At 45.7% G+C, this 20,162-nt stretch carries 16 protein-coding genes; 3 read left to right on the forward strand and 13 right to left on the reverse strand.

Annotated features, from left to right (window positions below; genetic code table 11):
- The 9 genes from ACBR23_RS04175 to ACBR23_RS04215 form a co-directional block, all read right to left on the reverse strand.
- Positions 1-2,489, reverse strand: a 2,489-nt coding sequence (locus tag ACBR23_RS04175; protein ID WP_371125630.1) for a tetratricopeptide repeat protein, incomplete at its 3' end; no start/stop codon positions are given.
- Positions 2,490-2,781: 292 nt separating this feature from the next.
- Positions 2,782-3,186, reverse strand: a complete 405-nt coding sequence (locus tag ACBR23_RS04180) for a type II toxin-antitoxin system VapC family toxin (protein WP_341735720.1) — start codon at positions 3,184-3,186, stop codon at positions 2,782-2,784.
- Complete coding sequence (locus ACBR23_RS04185; protein WP_341735719.1) at positions 3,186-3,410, reverse strand: DUF2281 domain-containing protein; 225 nt, start codon at positions 3,408-3,410, stop codon at positions 3,186-3,188. Before ACBR23_RS04185 ends, ACBR23_RS04180 begins: the two co-directional genes overlap by 1 nt.
- A gap of 211 nt (positions 3,411-3,621) precedes the next feature.
- Positions 3,622-4,524, reverse strand: a complete 903-nt coding sequence (locus ACBR23_RS04190; protein ID WP_371118970.1) for an ABC transporter ATP-binding protein — start codon at positions 4,522-4,524, stop codon at positions 3,622-3,624.
- Between the two features lie 241 nt (positions 4,525-4,765).
- Complete coding sequence (locus tag ACBR23_RS04195; RefSeq protein ID WP_341735717.1) at positions 4,766-5,539, reverse strand: ABC transporter permease; 774 nt, start codon at positions 5,537-5,539, stop codon at positions 4,766-4,768.
- Between the two features lie 217 nt (positions 5,540-5,756).
- On the reverse strand, positions 5,757-6,833 hold the full coding sequence (locus ACBR23_RS04200) for a hypothetical protein (protein ID WP_371118971.1): 1,077 nt from the start codon (positions 6,831-6,833) through the stop codon (positions 5,757-5,759).
- A 59-nt stretch (positions 6,834-6,892) separates the two neighbouring features.
- Positions 6,893-7,486 carry a hypothetical protein gene (locus ACBR23_RS04205; RefSeq protein WP_371114505.1) on the reverse strand — a complete coding sequence of 198 codons (594 nt, stop codon included), beginning with the start codon at positions 7,484-7,486 and terminating at the stop codon, positions 6,893-6,895.
- Positions 7,487-7,730: 244 nt separating this feature from the next.
- Positions 7,731-8,756, reverse strand: a complete 1,026-nt coding sequence (locus tag ACBR23_RS04210) for an ABC transporter permease (RefSeq protein WP_341735714.1) — start codon at positions 8,754-8,756, stop codon at positions 7,731-7,733.
- Positions 8,757-8,841: 85 nt separating this feature from the next.
- On the reverse strand, positions 8,842-9,186 hold the full coding sequence (locus ACBR23_RS04215) for a hypothetical protein (RefSeq protein ID WP_340521044.1): 345 nt from the start codon (positions 9,184-9,186) through the stop codon (positions 8,842-8,844).
- A gap of 618 nt (positions 9,187-9,804) precedes the next feature.
- Between ACBR23_RS04215 and ACBR23_RS04220 the strand changes: the two genes are divergently transcribed.
- Genes ACBR23_RS04220 through ACBR23_RS04230 form a run of 3 tightly spaced genes read left to right on the forward strand, consistent with a single transcriptional unit; the run spans position 9,805 to position 14,031 of the window.
- Positions 9,805-13,209 (forward strand): PAS domain S-box protein, encoded by a 3,405-nt coding sequence (locus ACBR23_RS04220; protein ID WP_371118972.1) that lies wholly within the window; start codon positions 9,805-9,807, stop codon positions 13,207-13,209.
- A gap of 24 nt (positions 13,210-13,233) precedes the next feature.
- On the forward strand, positions 13,234-13,797 hold the full coding sequence (locus ACBR23_RS04225) for a Uma2 family endonuclease (protein ID WP_371114503.1): 564 nt from the start codon (positions 13,234-13,236) through the stop codon (positions 13,795-13,797).
- Complete coding sequence (locus tag ACBR23_RS04230; protein ID WP_371114502.1) at positions 13,798-14,031, forward strand: hypothetical protein; 234 nt, start codon at positions 13,798-13,800, stop codon at positions 14,029-14,031. It begins immediately after the preceding gene.
- A 388-nt stretch (positions 14,032-14,419) separates the two neighbouring features.
- On the opposite strand, the gene ACBR23_RS04235 is transcribed toward ACBR23_RS04230, so the two are convergent.
- From ACBR23_RS04235 to ACBR23_RS04250, 4 genes are all read right to left on the reverse strand, one after another.
- Entirely contained in the window at positions 14,420-15,265 is an 846-nt protein-coding gene (locus ACBR23_RS04235) for a nitrate ABC transporter ATP-binding protein (RefSeq protein WP_371114501.1), read from the reverse strand.
- A gap of 156 nt (positions 15,266-15,421) precedes the next feature.
- Entirely contained in the window at positions 15,422-17,422 is a 2,001-nt protein-coding gene (locus ACBR23_RS04240; RefSeq protein WP_341735710.1) for a nitrate ABC transporter ATP-binding protein, read from the reverse strand.
- 312 nt (positions 17,423-17,734) lie between these two features.
- Entirely contained in the window at positions 17,735-18,580 is an 846-nt protein-coding gene (ntrB, locus tag ACBR23_RS04245) for a nitrate ABC transporter permease (RefSeq protein WP_371114500.1), read from the reverse strand.
- Between the two features lie 64 nt (positions 18,581-18,644).
- The gene (locus tag ACBR23_RS04250) at positions 18,645-20,045 is read right to left on the reverse strand and encodes a CmpA/NrtA family ABC transporter substrate-binding protein (protein ID WP_371118973.1); all 1,401 of its coding nucleotides are present in this window, start codon (positions 20,043-20,045) and stop codon (positions 18,645-18,647) included.
- Positions 20,046-20,162: the final 117 nt, after the last annotated feature.

The following is a 20,162-nucleotide window of genomic DNA, read 5'->3' on the forward strand; positions in this document are numbered from 1 at the left end:
GGGACTGGAATGGCTTCCCCTGGGATTGGAACCCCCCCTAGCCCCCCCTTGGTAAGGGGGGGGACTGGAAGTTCCCTGCTAACAAGGGGGGGATCTTCTTCACTCAAAGTCCCCCTTCTTAAGGGGGATTTAGGGGGATCTCCTATGGGATTGGTGACGATGAAGACGTGAAAGCCGGAGTCGGGGTTTGGGGGGAGATACCACTCGATGAGGGCGGTTTGGCTGTCGAGGAATTGGCTAAAGTCGGGTAGTTGGGGGATGACTCGTTGCGTGAGGTTGAAATCGGGGTCGTTGATTTCTCTCAGCAGTTGAGTGATTTGCTGTTGCAGGGTTTTTAGTTGGGCTTCCAGGTGGGAATCGCTGGTTTGGGGCGGTTCGGGGGTGGAAATACTGCTTTTTTCTTTTAGGGTGTCGGTGTTGGTGTCGGTGGTTGTTTCGGTTTCTTCTGGGGGTTGGTTGGTGTCGAGTTGTTGTTGGAGGGAGGCAATTTGGCGGCGGAGTTGGGTGAGTTGCTGTTTTTGGGCGGGGGTGCTGTTTTTGGGGTAGAGGTTGGCGTTGTCGAGGAGTTCGATGAGGGTGCGAGATTTGCTGCGTTCGACGGTGAGGAGGGCGGTTTCGTAGCGTTGGAGGTGGATGCAGGCTAGTACCATTTTCTCGTAGATGGGCAAGGCATCTTCGAGGATTTGGCGTTTGCTGCGTTGGGAGGTTGCCCATTCGCGGCTTTGTTCGGCGGCGGTGATGGCGTTTTCATAGCCGTAAATCGCGTTTTCCCAGTCTTGGAGCTCGAAGGCAAAGTTGCCGAGGTTGCGCCCTGCTTTGAGACAGCTTAGGGGAAATGATGAGGGAGTCAGAATTTCTAATGCAGAGCAAAGATGTTGAATTGCAGCTAAGTTATCTTTTAGGTCAATGTAAGTATACGCAAGGTTTTCTTGCGTCATCGCCCAATCTTCGGGAAAGGCTTCGGGGGTGTAGATGGTTAATGCAGCAGTGTATGATGCGATCGCCTGTTCGATATTCTCTGCTTTATCTCCCCTGATTCTGTCACTGTAGGCTGTTGCCAGATTATTTTGCGTCATCGCCCAATCTTCGGGAAAGGCTTCGGGGGTGCGGATGGTTAATGCAGCAGTGTAAGATGCGATCGCCAGTTCGATATTCTCTGCTTTATCTCCCCTGATTCTGTTACGGTAGGCTGTTGCCAGATTATTTTGCGTCATCGCCCATTTTTCGGGAAAGGCATCGGGCTTGTAGACGGTTAATGCAGCAGTGTATGATGCGATCGCCAGTTCGATATTCTCTGCTTTCTCTCCCCTGATTCTGTAAGTGTAGGCTGCTGCCAGATTATTTTGCGTCATCGCCCAATCTTGGGGAAAGGCATCGAGAGTGCGGATGGTTAATGCAGCAGTGTAAAATGCGATCGCCAGTTCGATATTCTCTGCTTTATCTCCCCTGATTCTGTCACTGTAGGCTGTTGCCAGATTATTTTGCGTCATCGCCCAATCTTCGGGAAAGGCATCGAGAGTGTAGATGGTTAATGCAGCAGTGTAAGATGCGATCGCCAGTTCGATATTCTCTGCTTTATCTCCCCTGATTCTGTTACTGTAGGCTGTTGCCAGATTATTTTGCGTCATCGCCCAATCTTCGGGAAAGGCTTCGGGGGTGCGGATGGTTAATGCAGCAGTGTAAGACTTAATCGCCAGTTCGATATTCTCTGCTTTCTCTCCCGTGATTCTGTCACTGTAGGCTGTTGCCAGATTATTTTGCGTCATCGCCCATTTTTCGGGAAAGGCATCGGACTTGTAGATGGTTAATGCAGCAGTGTAAGATGCGATCGCCAGTTCGATATTCTCTGCTTTCTCTCCCCTGATTCTGTTACTGTAGGCATTTGCCAGATTATTTTGGGTTTGAGCAAACTTTTCGCTTCCCGGTTGCAGATTATTTAAAACTATTTGATAACCAGTAATCGCAATTTCCAGATTATTCGCTCTACTTCCCAGCGGAAAGTCGCTAATATGAATACTTAAATTTTCAATTATGGCGACAATAAACGCAATTGTTTCTGCATTTTCGTCGGCAATTAAATTTTGTGCTACTTGCTGTAAAGTTTCGGCAAAACGGAGATTGAGGAGATGTTGCCGTTGACGAAGAATGGGATAAACTGCTGCAAGACCGCCATAGCTTTCTTCTGCTTGCAATAATTCTAGGATAAAATTTGCATATTCTTGGGAATTTTCACCTTCTGAGTTATCGCTATCTCCCTCATCCTTCCCATCCAAGAATTGCCCTAGCTGACTGGCCAGATTTCGCAGGAAACTAGCGGCATTTTCCTGTCCCTGCTGTGTCAAGTTTTCTGCTATGACTTCGCAAGCTTGGAGGAATCCGCCATCCAGTAATTCTAAGTTATCTTGTAATATCTGCGGTTCTTCACCGTTGGGGCAAGTCAGGAGAGTCTGAATTAGTTGCAGGTAGGCTTGGGCGCGGGTTTCGTCCATTGTGGGGAGTTGTGAATGACACCGATGTTTATTTTACCATGATTTGATTTTGGGTGGCGGGTTTCGACTTCCCTCAACCATCGGGTTTTTTTGGTTGTGGGTTGGGTGGCTAGAAACCGGGTTTTTTTCAGGATATTTGATTACAGCCCAGGATTCGGGAAAACACCCGGTTTCTTAGATTAGGGTTGTGGGTGAGTGGCGAGAAACCGGGTTTTTGCAGGATATTTGGTTACAGGCGAAGATATGGGAAAAAACCCGGTTTCTTAGATTGCACTGTCAATTCCACCGATGCTCACCAAATTGTCTGAATATTTGTTACTGCTTGAATTTTTGCATCGCGGGTGACTAACGGAAGACTCAAATATAAAGCAGTGGCCGCAATAATTCTATCTGGCATATCAGGAACTGTTGCCCTGTCAATTTGTTGAATAGTTGCCGAGATATTGCGGTCTAAAGGTGCTAGCAGAATCCCCACATTTGGATCATCCGCAGCATTTAAAACTCGTGTCAACACCTCGCCTGCCAAACGCCCTCGCTCAATCAAGTAAGAAATTTCTACAATTGTAATTGCGGAAAAGTAGATAAAATTTCCCTGATTAACCGCTTGTTCTAATGCTGTTAATGCTGCTGGCGACAATCTTGGCAGTTCAAAAATGTACCAAATTAGGGTATGGGTATCTGCTACGACTGAAGGCATCAAACAATCTCCCTGGGAAAATTTCCCCACATTTCTTGTCGGGCTTGGGCGATGTCTTCTTCCGTAATATCTACTTTTAAGTCAGCACACAACCCTTTGACACTCTTTAGCGGTCGTTTAGCCATAGTTTTTTGTTGAAGAAATTCAGCAAAATCTAAAACTTCTTGCTGGTGATTCGGGGGTAATTCCCGCAATTTATCTAAAACTGCTTGCTCTAAATTCATTGTTTCTTTTCCTCCGTTTTGGCTGTACTTGACATAACTTTGACTCTGCTCTGTTCTATTTTCATTATATACCAGTCATTGATGAATTTAGTTTGATGGGTGAGTGGCGAGAAACCGGGTTTTTTTGAGAGACTTCGTTACAGTGCGAAGATTCGAGAAAAAACCCGGTTTCTTTGATTTTGAGTGTGGGTGCGTTTCGACTCCGCTCAACCTACGAAACGATATTTTGTTTTGTCACCTCTACATAGATATGTTCTAACCGCACCGGATACCGCGCAATCGAGTCAATAGAAATCCCATCAAACCGCAAAATAATCTCTTTTAATTCTAAAGCTTCCGGTAGCCAAAAAGCCAAATCGCTACCGTAACGCCGGGGAATGAAATTGTATTTTTCTGCCCTGGCGATGACTTCAGCTTCTTGTTGAGTTTTGACAACAATAATTTCTTGAGCTGGAATCAGTTTTTGCAACTCTTCCAAGCTACCTTCGGCGACAATACTCCCACTCTTTAAAATCCCGATTTTTTGACACAGACGTTCCGCTTCATCCAACAAGTGGGTTGTCAGCAAAATCGTAATTCCCTGGGATTGCAATTGCTGAATTAAATCCCAAATTTCATAGCGGGCTTCAATATCCAAACCTGTTGTCGGTTCATCCAAAATTACTAATTTTGGTTGGTGCACCAAAGCCACCGCAATATTCAATCGGCGCTGCATTCCCCCACTCAAAGTCTCTACGGGACTTTTGGCTCTATCTGTTAAATTTACTGCTTTTAAACATTTTTCTACTTGAGAATAACGCTGTTGGCGATTCATCCCATAAATTTGAGCAAAAAAGTTGAGGTTTTCTTCACAACTCAGGCTTTTGTATAGCAAATTCTCTTGGGGGGCTACACCGATTAAGGTTTTTGTTGAGTCAGAAACTGGTTGGCCATTGAGGGTGATTTGACCACTGTCTGGATTCAGCAAGTTGCATAAAATATTGATAGTGGTAGTTTTGCCTGCTCCGTTTTGTCCGAGCAAACCGTAGACTTCTCCGGCTTGTATGTGCAGTGTCAAATCTCGCAGCACTGAGCGTTCGCCGTAGGATTTGTTGAGTTTTTTGATTTGCAGCACTGCTTGAGTTCTCCGTAGTTTTTTGTATAATAGTGGTTGATGGTTGATGATTTTTGGGATTTTTTTTAACCGCAGAGGGCGCAGAGGGCGCAGAGGGGGAGAAGAGTGAGGTGGTTCTATAGTCTTTTTTCTACTGTTAGTATTCTGGGGTAAGTATGGGGTGGATAGTTTACTTTGTTTTCGGATTTTTTTAACCGCAGAGGGCGCAGAGGGCGCAGAGGGGGAGAAGAGTGAGGTGGTTTTAAAGTCTTCTTTCTACTCTGAGCATTCTGCGGTAAGAAAGCCATCCACCTGCTATCATGGCTATAGAGAATATGAGTAAAAACCAGAAGTGTTCGGAAATATCATCCATGTTTTTGCCGTTGGCCCAAACTTGCATTAGTGCTTCGTTCATGTGGTAAATTGGATTGTATTTGGCAAGTTCGAGCAGGCTTTTTGGAAACAGTGCTGTGGGTAAAAATGCTCCTCCTAAAATCAATAATGGGACTCCGAAAGCTGCGACTAGGGAGTTGACATCTTCGGTGCGCCTCGCGAATTGGGTGCCGAGAATGAAGCCGACTCCGACATAAGATATAATACTGAGGAGAATAATCGCACTTCCTAGCAGCACAGAGCCTTGAAATTGTGCTCCTAAACAAGAGGCTATGGTATATACTAGAATTACTTGACCGATGCCGATCGCACTGTGAGCTAGAAAAATTCCTAAAAAGTAGGAAGTGCCACTCAGGGGGGAAATAAATAATCGTTTGAGTGTATGTTGTTCTCGCTCTGCTACGACTGTGGCGACACTTCCGCCGAGACAGCTAAAAAATAAGGCTGCCCCGACTAAGCTTGCTGGGGCTGCACTTTCAAAGGCTTTTGCTGTTGTTAGGTTGGCGCGTTCTTGTAAAATCGCTCCGTTAATTAGTAAAATCGAAACTGGGAAGATACTCCAGAGGATTAAGCTGCGTTTTCGCCGGAACAGTTCAATTAAAATCCGCTGGGCTACAGCTAGGGTTTCGTACCAGTATTTCATATTTATTAATATTACACTCACATCTTCCATCATTCTCCTGAACAGGCTTTCGGGCTTGTTCCACAAAGAGTTAATTTGATTTATACCACGGCAGATTATATCATAAAAAACTTAATTAATTTAATTATTAATCAAAAAACCCACCAGGGCGGGTTTTGGAATTTTCTGGCGATGCTTTTAATCTGTCGATGTCTGTGCCCACGGATACTTTTAACCTTTACTTAATCATAAAACTTGTACCTCTATAACATCCTTGAAAAGAAGTTAAATTTGTCTGACTTATTTGTTCTAATTTGGTGACGATTGAGGGGCTATTGCTACTATCGGTAGTGGATTCCCACTGGTACATGAAGTCACCTTCGCTGAGGCTTTTTCCATTTCCTTTGTAGCTATATTCTTCGATGGGAATTCCGCTAACTCCAGTAATGGTTTGCTTTTCGTATCCGTTGATAATGATTTTTTCGATGACAGCGCCTGGTTCTATGGTGAGTTTCCAGTTAATTGGTTCGTAGGCTGAAAGTGCGAGAATTATCGGTTTGTTTTTGCGTTGTACTTTGACTTCAATGGCATTTTTGGAGGAATTTCCATTGTCTTGGGGGGAGGTAGCTTCGTAAGCGGCTATTAAGTGTAGTTCTTTGTTTCCGGTTACGGAACCGACATGGGATGAAAATTTGTAGGAATTGCCAAGATAGCAGTTGGCTTCAAAATTTACTGGGGAAGTTGGAGCGTTTTTTTGGGCTAGCTTCTGCTGGGCTGTTGGTACTACCCACATTCCTGTGCCTACGGCTAAAGCACCGATTAAAGTTGCTACAATACTGACGGGAATTAGATTTAGGAAGTGGCGAAATTGGTCGGACTTTGTGGCTTTAGCTAGCTGTTGTTGCCATGTTTCGCCAAATTTGCGTGAAGCGAAGCTATCCCGCAGGGAATCGCCTTTGGTGTTACGATCGAGACAAGTCAACAATGCTAAACTTTCGGGCTGTTCTAGTAAATTTTGAATTTCTGTCCCTTGGCCAATGTAGAGGTTTCTACTGGTTCTGTCTAAGAGCAGCGAATGGCGATCGCCCTTACCGAGGTTATAATCTTCTAGGACAGGCTGCACTAAGTCGTGTTGCAAAAATACCAGCCAAGCCAGATTGTTGCCCGTAGAGACTATTTTGCCATCGCTGCAAATAAGTTGGTCGATTTCGGGTTCCCACCGCCAAGCTACCCAGCGGGCATCTCCGCGATAGCCGAGGGATTTTTCTAGTTGCGGATGGGCGGTGATTTCTAAGCGTTGAACTAAGTTTGACATGAGATGTCCTCAAGTGCGATCGCCACTTTCATCTCCTAGTTTAACTTAATTTTGACAAATCAAAAACTGCCAGTGCCGTTGCCACTGCCACCGTTAGGAGACACATTGTTATTGGGAGTCGTGTAGGGCCCACTTCCGGGATTGAGATTATTGGGATTAGTATTGCCAGAAGTTCCGGGATTGAGATTATTGGGATTGGTGTTGCCAGAAGTTCCGGGATTGAGATTATTGGGATTAGTGTTGGGATTACTGGGATTATTGAGATTATTGGGATTAGTGTTGGGATTACTGGGATTATTGAGATTATTGGGATTATTGGGATTTGTACCCGCAGGAGTAGTTATGGGAGTGCCGGCTGCGTCTCTGGTAATACCATTGGGGTTGGGATTGGGTGCATTGGCTGCGTTGGGGTTAGCAGTAGTGGTATTACGGTTATTTGTCGCTGCCGGAGTAGTATTTTTCCCACACAAACTGACTAAATCAAAAGTTGTGCCACTTGAGGTTTCGATGTAGCAAACCGGTACGTTTACTTCGGGGTTCGAGGTTGTCGGAAAGTCCGTTGTTCTGGGCATGGGAAGGCTGAAAGCTACTTCTGCCATCAGTGGAGTGAAGGCAGCGGATAGACCTACTATTGTCAGCAACAATCTCATCATTTTTACCTCAAATATTCAAGTGTATTTGCTCTAGTATTGCCCAGAAACTAAAAATTGTCCTCTTCCTAAAAAGGGAGTCATATCGATTCCCGTTGCATCAGAATGATTAAACCGCCAAGACACCAAGAGGACGAAAGAAGAACTGCATCTTCTTCTTTCCCCCTTGGGGGGGGCTGGGGGGGTTCTTCCTTCGCGTTCTTCGCGCCTTCGCGGTTCCTTTAATCTTACTCTTCTTTAGGCAGTTTTAGTAACGAATTCGCGGGTCAATGTAGGCATTCAAAATATCAATGACAATGCTAGCCACCACGACTATTCCCGCAAAAAATACCACAATTCCTTGTACAGTTGGATAATCCCGCAAACTAATCGCCTCATAAAGTCGATTTGCCAACCCAGGCCAAGAAAAAGTCACTTCTGTTAAAATCGCACCACCCAACAGTGCAGCAAAAGTTAAGCCCAAAACTGTAATTACTGGAATCAGAGCATTTTTGAGAGCGTGACTCCATAAAATCTGCAATTCGGGAATGCCTCTAGCTCTAGCTGCTTCTACATAATCTGCTTGTAATGTTTGCTTTAGATTCACTCTCACAATGCGCTCGAAAATGCCGCTTAAAAGAATGCCCAAGGTCAAACTTGGCAGTGCTAAATAATGCAAAGATATCAGAAATTGACCCAAGTTAGCACTCAACAGACTATCTATGGTGTAAAGTCCGGTGTAACCTTCGGGCGCTGTTAATGTCACCGGAAAACGAGTTCCCAATGGAAACCAACCTAACTGTACCGAGAAAATTAATTGCAATACCATGCCGGCCCAAAAAGCGGGTAGGGAGTAAGTGATGATGCCAAATAAACGGCCTGCGACATCAAAAATAGTGTTGGGGCGGGATGCTGCTAAGGAACCGATACTGATGCCGATTATTAAAGCTACGGCCATGCTGCAAACTGCTAATTCCACTGTGGCGGGGAAATTGTCTGTGATAATTTGCCACACGGTTTGTCCGCGAGTGGTGATGGATGTTCCCAAATTTAAGCTGAACAAGTCTTTAATATATTTGAGATATTGTTGCCATAGGGGTGCGTCGAGACCTAGTTGGGTTCGCATTGCTGCTTTGGCTGCTGCGGGTGCTCGCGAGCCGAGAATGGCATCGATGGGGTCTCCTGGAGTGGCTCGCAGCAGCAAAAATACGGCTGTGGTGATGGTCCACAACATCAGCGGTGCTAGGAGCAAGCGGACAAAAATGTAAGATTGTAGGGCTTTGGAGCGAGACATAGGATTGGGGAATGGGAAATTGGCAAGAGATTGTTGAGTTGATTTTAACTATTGTCGATCGCCTTTTTGCCACTTTCCCATTTTCCTATTGACTTAGCAACGATTCAAATGCAGCTTGCAAGGATTTGATATCGCCGACTCTAGCGACTAACAAGTTTTCGCTACCTGCATCCTGCAATCGGCATTTCCAATAATTGATGCTTTCGGAGTTGTTCATCCAGAAGCTAATCACGCTGTCTACGACTCTATCGACATCCCAGCCTCGGTGAGGCGAAACGGTTTCTACTGATGCGACAAAGGAATCTAGGGTACACTTGCGATTTCCCAAGTATTCTACACCAGCAGAATGCTGCTGTTGTAATAATTCTTGCTGTTGGTTGAAAAAAGATAGAGTTGGAGATACACCCAGGATTTCAAATGTATAGTTCATGCCATCCTCCTAAAGTATTGTTTGACAAAAATGTCGATCGCACAAAATGCTGATTTTTTTTGTTTGGCTATCGGCTATAGCAATCCTAAATCATTTGTGAATTTCTTACTCCCTCTCCTTAATAAGGGGAGGGTTGGGGTGGGGTAAAAAACTATACGACTCATTTAGGACTGCTATATTTCCGGTATATGCTTAAAGAGTTACCGATTATTCGGTGTTTTTTTGCCCATCTATTTTATAAATAGCAAACTTCCTCGCAAAAGATTGTTAAATTACTTACATTTTCCCCCGGAACTCAAATTAATTAACAATCACAGAGCAGGCGTAAGTAAACGCACCTAAAAAAACCCAGAGTCAGATACCGGAGTTCTGGAAGAATTGCTGTATCTAAGAGCGGTCGAATTGTAAGTTTAATGAGAAGGACCTACAGATTGTTGGAGGAACCGATTTGCTAAAATTTCTTCCCGGCAGTCGAGAAAAGGTCAAGATTAGTGGTAGCTTAGGTCTAGGGAATATACAAAATAAGCAAAATACGCAAAATACGCAAATTCGGGATCTGCCAAAATATTGATGTTATTGAAAACCCTGAGTTCTAGCCTGATGAAAAGCCCGCCGAAAATGTCACTGAGTCTTGTATTGTTGATACCGCTGGTGCTGCAAATGTCTGTAGCGGTAGGTGTGACGGGATGGCTGTCTTTTCGCAACGGTCAGAAATCTGTCAATGACCTGGCTACTAGGTTAAGCTTGGAAGTTGCAGCCCGGACTAGAGAAAATTTCCGCAGTTTTGGGGATGCAGCTTACCTGTTTCTGGAAATTAATGCTAGCACGATCGCCTCTGGAAACTTAGATCCCGACAACTTCCCTAACTTAGAGCGCTATTTTTGGAACCAGACTAAAATTAGCGATCGCGCTAGAACCATTTATTACGGCGACGAAAGTGGTAGATTTCTCTTGGTCAAGAGAGGACCAGAAAATTTTACCTATATTAAAGATAAATCAACGGCGGGCGATCGCCAAATTTATCGTCTAGACAGCCAGGGAAATCGCACTCAGTTAGTCGAAACCGTAGCCTATGATGCCCGTACAAGACCTTGGTACACAAATGCCAAACAGTCAAAAAAACCCACCTGGTCTCCCATCTACGTGTTTGCGGCACCGCCAGTATTAGGCATTACGCCCGCAGTCCCCATCTACACCAAAACCGGAAACCTGCGGGGGGTACTAGCCGTTGATGTCACTCTTTCTCAAATCAGCGATTTTCTCAAAAGTATCAAAATCAGTAAGTCGGGACAGGTGTTTGCGATCGAACGTAGTGGCGAAATAGTCGCCAGTTCCACAGACGAATTACCCTTTGTCAGCACCAAAGACGGACAAAAACGGCTGTTGGCAACGGAAAGTAAAAATTTACTCATACGATCGGCCGCCAGACATTTACAATCAATTTTTGGCAGTTTTGCCCAAATTCGCAGTCAAGGACAGTTCACCTTCGATATGGACGGTTCGCGACAATTTATTACGGTGGTTCCCCTGCAAGACGAACGCGGGCTGGATTTGCTGATTGTGGTCGCTATTCCCGAAGCAGACTTTATAGAGCAAATTAACACCAATATTCGCACAACTATTTTATTGTGCTGTTTTGCCTTCATTGTGGCGATCGTCTTAGGTATTTTCACATATCGCTGGGTAGCCGAACCGATTCGCCGATTGTTGAAAGCTTCCAAAGATTTAACAAAAATGTCCGAGTCAGCAGATTTTACCTCCTCGGAACTAGAACGAGAAGTCGAAGTCAAAGGCGTTAACGAACTCGGACTTTTAGCTCAATCTTTCAATCAAATGGCAAGACAGTTGCGCTCTTCCTTTGCTACTTTAGAAGAAACCAATTCCCATTTAGAAAGCCGAGTAGCAGAACGAACTGCCGAACTCAAATCAGCAGAAGCAGAACTGCGAGCGTTGTTGGCAGCGATGACCGAATTAATTGTAGTTGTGGATGCCAGCGGCCGCTACTTAAAAATTGTGCCTACCAATCTATCCCAACTTTACACACCAGCTCAAGAATTAGTAGGCAAAACCATCAGCGAAATGTTCCAGCCAACAACAGCCGATCGCTTTCTTGACTGCATTCGCTCGGCTTTAGATACCAAACAAACCGTCAGTATTGAATACACTTTAAACCTGCGCGGTCGAGAAGTTTGTTTGGCGGCGAGGATTTCTCCGCTTTCGGAAGAGTCTGTAATTTGGGTAGCCCGCGACGTTACGGAATACAAACGAGCCGAATTAGCACAGCGGGAAAGGCAAAAACAGTTGAGCAAGCAAAATACTGTTTTATTAGAACTAGCCAGAAATAAAGCCCTTTATCGGGGGAATTTAAAAGTAGCTTTGAAGGAAATCACTGAAGCAGCCGCTCATACCCTAGAAACAGAAAGAGCTGCTATTTGGATGTATGATGAAAGTAGATCGAAATTGCTATGCTTTGACCAATTTCAGCGCAGTAGTGGTAGGCATTTCGCCGGGGAAGAAATTTTAGCAGCCGATTATCCGGCTTATTTTCAAGCTTTGGAAGAAGACCGAACGATTGCCGCGGACGATGCTCTTTCAGATACCAGAACTAGAGAATTTGTCGCATCTTATTTTGTAGAAACAGGCGCTACTTCCACTTTAGACGCACCGATTAGACTCGGCGGACAAACTGTAGGAGTAATCTCTCTAGAACAGGTGGAAACTTTTCGTAACTGGACGGTGGAAGCACAAAATTTTTCTGCTTCCTTGGCAGATTTAGTCTCCTTGGCTATGGAAGCTAGCGATCGCGAACGCACACAAATAGCTCTACGTCAAGCAGAACAAAAATATCGTAGCATCTTTGAAAATGCAGTGGAGGGGATTTTTCAAACAACTCCAGAAGGGCGTTTTTTGAGTGTGAATCCGGCTTTTGCCAAAATCTACGGCTATTCGTCCCCAGAGGAACTGACCTCGAATTTGACAGATATTCGACAGCAGGTTTATGTCGATCCTAAACGCCGGGATAAGTTGGTGCAGGCGATCGATCTATGTGGCGAAGTTTCGGGATTTGAGTCTCAGGTTTACCGCGCTGATGGCAGTATAATTTGGATTTCCGAAAGTGCCCGTGCGGTTTACGATGCCGACGGTGTGCCTCTTTACTATGAAGGTAGCATCGAGGATATTAGCGATCGCAAAGTCTTTGAATCTGCCCTCCAAAGAGCTCTAGAAGCCGCCGAAGAGGCTTCCACCGCAAAAAGCGCATTTTTAGCAAACATGAGCCACGAACTGCGAACACCGCTGAATGCGATCATCGGCTACAGCGAAATGCTCCAAGAAGAAACCGAAGAATTAGGTTACGATGAACTCCTCCCTGATTTGGAAAAAATTCGCAATTCTGGCAGACACTTGCTATCTTTAATTAATGATATTCTCGATATTTCTAAGATAGAAGCAGGTCGCATGGAGCTTTATTTAGAAACCTTCGATATCGCTGATTTAATTAAAGAAGTAGCATCTACCGCTTCGTCCCTAACTGAGAAAAATGGCAATACCATAGACTTGAGCAAAATTACCAATATCGGCACGATGCACTCCGATATTACTAAAGTGCGACAAATACTATTAAATTTGCTGAGCAATGCTGCTAAATTCACTCATAACGGCACAATTACCCTCACCGCAACTCGCGAAAATCAGGGGCAGGAAATTAGCCACGAAACACCAGAAAAGTCTGATGAGTCTGAGGATAATTCTCTCTCATCATTGGCAAGTAGAGAATTTTTGGTGTTTAATTGTACTGATACCGGAATTGGCATGGACTCAGACCAATTGCAGCGAGTTTTTCAACCCTTTACCCAAGCAGATGCTTCTACTACGCGCAAGTATGGAGGCACGGGTTTGGGACTAGCAATCAGCCAGCGTTTTTGTCACATGATGGGTGGTAGTATTTCCTTGGAAAGTCAAGTGGGTGTAGGTTCTACTTTTACTATCCGCTTACCTATCAATATGAATATTAAGTATTCCTAAGCAGAATTTCAGGAGATAACATTGATGGTAGTTGCAGCCAAATCAAAAATTTCTCTGGCAGAGTTTTTGCAGTTGCCAGAAACTAAGCCCGCCAGCGAATATACAGAGGGTCAAATTTATCAAAAACCTATGCCACAAGGAAAACATAGCCGATTGCAAAAACGATTGCTGGAGGCAATTTCTGAGGTTGGAGAACCCAAAAAGTTAGCCTGTGCATTTCCCGAATTGCGGTGTACGTTTGGAGGGCGATCGATAGTTCCTGATATTGCTGTTTTTGAATGGTCTCGCATTCCCGTTGATGAAGATGGAGAAATTGCCAACCGCTTTGAAATTGCACCGGATTGGATAATTGAAATTTTGTCACCAGACCAATCTCCGAATCAGGTGATTAAAAAAATACTTTTTTCGATTCAGCACGGCACTAAACTCGGTTGGTTCGCCGATCCGAGCGATAAATCAGTAATAGTTTTTCTGCCTAATCAAATGCCCAAATTTATATCAGGTACGGATATTTTACCTGTGCTTTGTGTGCTGGCAGATTGGCAATTATCGGCAGCAGATTTATTTAATTGGCTGAAAATAAATTGATTGAAAATTATATTTTATGCCCATTTCAGCAACAGGCAAGATGCTGGTTCCACAAAGAGTGAATTTGGTGGTAAAATTGGCATCTTGTTCTGGCTTAAGATTCGCAAGTGCTCTATTTGCAACCAAGATGAGAGAGACTATTTGCAAAACACCTGCAACTATTTAATTGCGATCGCAGCCTGCGGATTTGTATCCGTTTTCATCAACTGGAATCTTTTAGGAATTCAACTCTAAAATACACGTTGTAGTGCATAGCGTCGCTGAAAAACCCAGTTTCTAACTACCCGCGCCATGGATATAATCCATCAAACAGGAATCAATGCCCCGCAATGTGCCACTTAAAATGGTGGAATGCACACACCATCAATTTAGCAAAAATACCCAATAACATAAAAAAAGAGCCCACCCTTCATCAAAGGTGGTCTCAGTTCATGCCAGCTTACGAACAGCTAGGCAATTAGGTCTCTGCACAGCTAGACGTAAAAGTTGAGAAAAAGATCCGGATGGTCAGAAAAAACTTCTCACCAATAGTTAAGCTTCAGCAATATTCCCCTGAAAATGGGGAATGCTGAAGCTTAAGTTGTTCAAGATGCCCCATTTTTCATGACTATTACCCGATCGACTAAGCGTCGTGATCGTGAGCAAAGCGACGGAACAAGAAATCTAGAGCGTAGTTCCGCAAATTGTAGTATTCTGGATCTTCCATAATTTGTACCCGATCGCGCGGACGCGGAAACGGAATCTCCAAAACTTCCCCAATCGTAGCCGATGGGCCATTGGTCATCATCACCAGGCGATCGGCCAAAAACAGCGCTTCATCAATATCGTGAGTAATCATCAACACCGTACAACGGTGATCGTTCCAAATTTTCAGCAACTCTTCCTGCAATTCCTCCTTAGTAATTGCATCCAAAGCACCAAAAGGTTCATCTAAAATCAGCACTTTCGGGCGAATGGCCAAAGCGCGGGCGATGGAAACCCGCTGCTTCATCCCCCCAGAAATTTGCGGCGGTCTTTTTTCCGCAGCTTCTGTCAATCCCACCATCGCCAAATGGTCTTTGACGATCGCATTTTTTTCCACCTTCGACTTATGGGGAAATACAGCATTAACAGCTAGATAAACATTTTCAAACACCGTCCGCCAGGGTAGCAAAGCATAACCCTGAAACACCACCATGCGATCGGGTCCAGGCTTGGTAATTTTCTCCCCGTTAATCGTCACGCTACCCTGACTGGGAGTGCTAAAACCGGACACCATGTTTAACAGAGTTGACTTACCACAACCGGAGTGTCCAATCAGGGTAATAAACTCTCCCTCAGCTACATTCAGGTTGACATTTTCTAAAGCTTTGTAACCGTTTGGATAGGATTTGTAAACATTTTGGATCGACAAAAAAGGCTGACGGCGATCGTTCCCTTTCTGGTTTAAAGTTTTGGTTTCGGTATTGTTTTTCGTGGTGTTAATCATGGCTTTGCAATTTGTTAGTGGGTGATAGGCGACGGAAGTTCGGCAACGGATTCGCTCAACGGATTTAACTGATGTAACAGAGGTCAGGAATAGGGAATTACTAACTAACAAATAACAATTAGCAATTACTCTATTTTTATGTAACTTAAAACCGCTCTAAGCTGCTCTGCGGCCGGAATCGAGTATCACCTCAGCCATCGTGAAATCGCGTTTAATTTTCAGACTATTGAGGTAGCCGATTGGATCGTCAGCATTAAACACCAAGCCATCAAACAAGGGAAGAGAACCGCGAGTATAAGTAATATCCGACATTCCCAACTCTCTCGCCGCCGTGCTGAAAGCGCCGACTCTAACAACCCGTTCCAGAATTTCCACCCAGTTGCGGGGAAACACAGTATCGCCCCAGCGCGCCATCTGCACCATGTGCCACAGTTGTTCAGTACGGCTGGGACGGTTCACCCCATCTCCGCAGAACAAATGGTGGGCGTATTCCCGCATCGGACTGTCGAGGTTACAAGCATTAGATTTGGGATCGCCTAGTTGGATGTAATTTTTGTCCGTGGCGACATACTCCCGTCCCGCGACAATTTCCGAAACCTCAGCAGCGTGAGCTGGATCGGCGCAATAGTGAGAAGCTTCCAGCAAAGCTTTGACTAGAGCAATGTGAGTGTTGGGATAAGCATTAGCCCAGTCTTCCCGCACCCCCAGAATTTTGGCGGGGTGTCCGGGCCACAATTCCAAATCTGTCGCCACGGTAAAGCCGACTCCTTCCATAGAGGCGCGCAAGTTCCAAGGTTCGCCGACGCAGAAACCGTCAATGGTGCCGCCTTGTAAGTCCACGATCATTTGGGCTGGAGGGATGTTTTTGAGCAAGACATCATGGTCTGGGTCAATGCCGCCGGAAGCCAGCCAGTAGCGTAGCAGCAGGTTGTGCATGGAAGAAGGGTGAACGATTCCCATGCGGTGAGTTTGGGCCGGGGTTCTTTGCAGCATTTGCTTAAAGTCTGCCAGAGTGTAGATCCCTTGGTCGTAAAACCGCTTGGCGAGGGTAATTCCGTTACCGTTGCGGCTCATGGTGAGGGCTGTAACCGTCGGTATGGGCTTCTCTTGGTGCGCCCCCAAGCTCAACCACATTGCCATGCCAGAAGGCATTTGGGCTGCGTCTAAGTAACCTGCGGCGATGCCGTCTACGATGCCGCGCCAGCTTGTTTCGCGCACCAGGTGGACTTCATCGAGGCCGTGCTTGGCAAAAAAGCCTTTTTCTTTGGCGACGGCTAGGGGAGCGCAGGCTGCGAGGGGGACGAAGCCTAGTTCTAGGTTGACTTTTTCCAGTCCATGACGGGCGATCGCCGGTACTTTCCGCGCCCGCAGTTTTTTCACCCGTTTTTGCTGGTTGAGGAAGTAAATCATTTCGCTGCGTAGAGCGTAGTAGCTGGGGTGTGAGACTACTTCCATCCGCTTGCGGGGGCGGGGGATGTCTACTTCCAAAATCCCGCCAATCTTCGATTCTGGGCCGTTGGTGAGCATGACGATGCGATCGCTCAGCAATACCGCTTCGTCCACATCGTGAGTCACCATCAGGGCGCTGATTTCATACTCTTGGCAAATTTCCATCAACTTTTCTTGCAAGTTGCCGCGAGTTAAGGCATCGAGGGCGCCGAAGGGTTCGTCTAAGAGTAACAGTTTAGGACGCAGGGCGAGGGCACGGGCGATCGCCACGCGCTGTTTTTGTCCGCCGGAAAGCAGTGCAGGCTGTTTCTCTGAGTGGGGGCCCAAGCCTACCATGTCAATGTGCTTTTGAATGATATCGAGGCGTTCGGCTTTGGGTAAGCCGTTCATCACTGAGTCTACGGCTAGGGTAATGTTTTCCCTGACTGTTCGCCAAGGTAGGAGCGAATAGTTTTGGAAGACTACCATGCGATCGGGGCCAGGTTGAGTGATTCTTTGTCCTTCGATAGTCACCAGCCCTTCTGTAGGCAAATCCAAACCAGCCACCATATTAAGCAGCGTAGATTTCCCACAGCCAGAGTGTCCAATTAAGGAAATAAATTCGCCTTTTTTAATCTCCAGATCGATGCCTTTGAGTGCAACATAGGTGCCACCGTCTGATAGATTAAAAACTTTTTGGAGTTGTTCTACTGCAATCAAAACAGACATGATTTTCTTGCCTTTTTTGTAGGTTGGTTTTTTAGCTAGATAATGTCGCTTTTAGTCGAGTCTAGATCCCCCTAAATCCCCCTTAAGAAGGGGACTTCGATCGATTTTAACTGGTTCCTAGGCTCTGCCTGGTTAACTGGTTCCTAGGAAGAGCCTGGTTAACTGGTTTAACTGGTTCCTAGGCTCTGCCTGGGAACCCATGTCTAGAGGCTCTGCCTCACTTGTCTAGGAGTAAAATTCGAGGCAGAGCCTCTGGATCTGCGTTTCCAGGCAGAGCCTGGGAACGAGTAGATTTGCCTGGTTAAGTAGAAACTACTTTCCTTGACTAGGAGCAATTTTTTGCTGCAACCAAGCCATCAGGCGATCGAGCATCAAACCAACTGCTCCAATATAGAAAACAGCTAATAGAATTTCGCTGATGTAGTTTTGTTGGTAAGCATTCCAAATAAAGAAACCAATACCCGTAATCCCCGACATCACAATTTCCGCAGCAATAATCGCCAGCCAAGCCAAACCGATCGCAATTCTCAATCCAGTGAAGATATAAGGAAGTGCTGACGGAAACAAAATATTGATGTAATACTCTTTCCGAGTAAGTTGCAGCACTTTCGCCACGTTATTGTAGTCATCGGGAATTTGGCGCACACCTTCCGCCGTGTTGATCAAAATCGGCCACACTGAAGTGATAAAAATTACGAACAAAGCAGCAGGTTCGTTTTGTTGTAATGCAGCCAGGGCGATCGGTACCCAAGCCAAAGGCGCTACCATCCGCAAAAACTGGAAAATCGGATCTAAAGCCTTATTCAAGAAAGGATTTGTCCCGACAACAACACCCATGCTAATTCCCACAGCAGCAGCGAGAGTATAGCCTTTAGCAACCCGTTCCAAACTCGCCAAAGTCTGCCAAAACAAGCCGACTCCGTAAGTTTTGGAGTTCATGAAAGGATACAGCAACAAGACCCGCGTCCGTTCATCAGTCCAAACGCTCGTCGGTGGCGGCAGTTTGATAATTCCAGTGCTAGACAGGAATTGCCAAATAAACAGAAATCCAAGTAATCCCAAAATTGGCGGCAAGATATTCTGGGAATTCTTCTTCCAAAACTCACCAAATGCTCCTTGGACATCGACTCCGCCCTTTCGACTTGTGCTCACAGCCATGCTGCTAATCTCCTAATTTCTGTTGTTGGTTTTCGATCCTAAATTATGGGAAGCTTTTACCCCATTACACTTTTTTGATTGCCAAACTCTTGAGATAATCTTCTGGCTTTTCTGGGTTAAATTCTTTGCCGTCAAAGAACTTCTCAATGCCGCGAGACGTACTTTTGGGAATGTCAGCTTCAGGAACTCCTGCTAATTTTGCTGCTGCTTTCCACAAATCGCCACGGTTGACTTTACCGATCAGTTCTTTCTTCTCTGCCAAAGTTTTTGTTGGCAAGAAACCCCAGCGAATGCTTTCGGTTAAGAACCACAAATCGTGACTTGCGTAGGGATAAGAAACGTTGCCGATACCATCGTTCCAATACAGCGGGCCCATCTTGAAGTCGTTGATGTCTGGTTTGCTGTCGCCCATGACGTACTTGCCTTCATAGGAAGGTGTCAAAACTTCCGAAGGTACGTCAAAGAAGCCTTTGCCAGAAACAATTGCCACCAATTCGGCTCGATGTTCGGGCTTGTCACACCACTGTTGTGCTTCGATTAGTCCTGCTAGCAAGGCTTCGGTGGCTTTCGGGTGTTTGTCTACCCAGTCGCCACGAATTGCGAGATATTCCTCTGGATGACCTTTCCACATTTCGGCAGTCAGGGCTGACATGAAGCCGATTTTTTCCTTGACAATCCGCAGAGGCCAGGGATCGCCGGTGCTGAAACCGTCCATACTGCCGGTTTTCATGTTGGCGACAGTTTGGGCTGCGGGTACTGTCAGCAACTCGACATCTGCATCGGGATTGATGCCGTTGGCGGCTAACCAATAGCGAATCCACAAATCTTGGTTGGCTTTGGGAAAGGTGTAAGCTGCTTTGAAGGGAGTGCCTGCTGCCTTGAGGCCTTTAATGTAATCTTGGGCAGCTTGATCTAGTTTAAGTCCGAGGCCTTTGCCTTGGTGTTTGCCCGCGATCGCAATTCCATTTCCCTGAGTGTTTAACTGCGCCAGAATATACATTGGGATTTGGACGCTGTTTTTAGTAATCAGACCTTTACTAATTAGATAAGGCATGGGCATTTGCCACTGGCCGCCGTCAATCCCACCGCCTGCCGATCCGATTTCTACGTTGTCTCTGGCCGAACCCCAGTTGGCTTGTTTCGCAACTACGACATCCGTCATGCCATACTTGGCAAAAAAGCCTTTTTCTTGGGCAATGATTAAAGGTGCTGCTTCGACGATGGGGATGTATCCCAAGCTGATCTTAGTGCTTTCAATTCCTTCGACTCTTTTCTCGTTAGCCACCGCCACTGGTGAGGTTGCCACAGGTGCTGTCCCTGAGCCAGCAGTGCTACCAGCGCCTGCACTACCCGTGGGTTCTGGGGGATTTCCCAGACAGCCTTTGAGTAGTATTGAACTGACAGCAGATGCACCTGCGGTGACGATAAATTTACGTCTGGAAAAATTATCTGAAAATTTTGTCATAGCCTAGCCTCGCTGCAATCCATAATCTTCTGTAACGACATCACTGAAGTTTATCAATGCGCTTTTTTGGTGTTTGCTAATTGGGTTTAGCGAACTCTTTTGAGCGCAGGTTAGCAG

This window comes from Microcoleus sp. (genome assembly GCF_041354475.1).
GTDB lineage: Bacteria > Cyanobacteriota > Cyanobacteriia > Cyanobacteriales > Microcoleaceae > Microcoleus.

Coding starts and splice junctions, on each gene's coding strand:
- ACBR23_RS04240 (WP_341735710.1), bottom strand. CDS start 17,422: ATGTCTGTTTTGATTGCAGTAGAACAACTCCAAAAAGTTTTTAATCTA.
- ACBR23_RS04210 (WP_341735714.1), bottom strand. CDS start 8,756: ATGTCTCGCTCCAAAGCCCTACAATCTTACATTTTTGTCCGCTTGCTC.
- ACBR23_RS04225 (WP_371114503.1), top strand. CDS start 13,234: ATGGTAGTTGCAGCCAAATCAAAAATTTCTCTGGCAGAGTTTTTGCAG.
- ACBR23_RS04195 (WP_341735717.1), bottom strand. CDS start 5,539: ATGAAATACTGGTACGAAACCCTAGCTGTAGCCCAGCGGATTTTAATT.
- ACBR23_RS04215 (WP_340521044.1), bottom strand. CDS start 9,186: ATGAACTATACATTTGAAATCCTGGGTGTATCTCCAACTCTATCTTTT.
- ACBR23_RS04235 (WP_371114501.1), bottom strand. CDS start 15,265: ATGATTAACACCACGAAAAACAATACCGAAACCAAAACTTTAAACCAG.
- ACBR23_RS04185 (WP_341735719.1), bottom strand. CDS start 3,410: ATGAATTTAGAGCAAGCAGTTTTAGATAAATTGCGGGAATTACCCCCG.
- ACBR23_RS04220 (WP_371118972.1), top strand. CDS start 9,805: ATGTCACTGAGTCTTGTATTGTTGATACCGCTGGTGCTGCAAATGTCT.
- ACBR23_RS04250 (WP_371118973.1), bottom strand. CDS start 20,045: ATGACAAAATTTTCAGATAATTTTTCCAGACGTAAATTTATCGTCACC.
- ACBR23_RS04180 (WP_341735720.1), bottom strand. CDS start 3,186: ATGCCTTCAGTCGTAGCAGATACCCATACCCTAATTTGGTACATTTTT.
- ntrB (WP_371114500.1), bottom strand. CDS start 18,580: ATGGCTGTGAGCACAAGTCGAAAGGGCGGAGTCGATGTCCAAGGAGCA.
- ACBR23_RS04200 (WP_371118971.1), bottom strand. CDS start 6,833: ATGTCAAACTTAGTTCAACGCTTAGAAATCACCGCCCATCCGCAACTA.
- ACBR23_RS04205 (WP_371114505.1), bottom strand. CDS start 7,486: ATGATGAGATTGTTGCTGACAATAGTAGGTCTATCCGCTGCCTTCACT.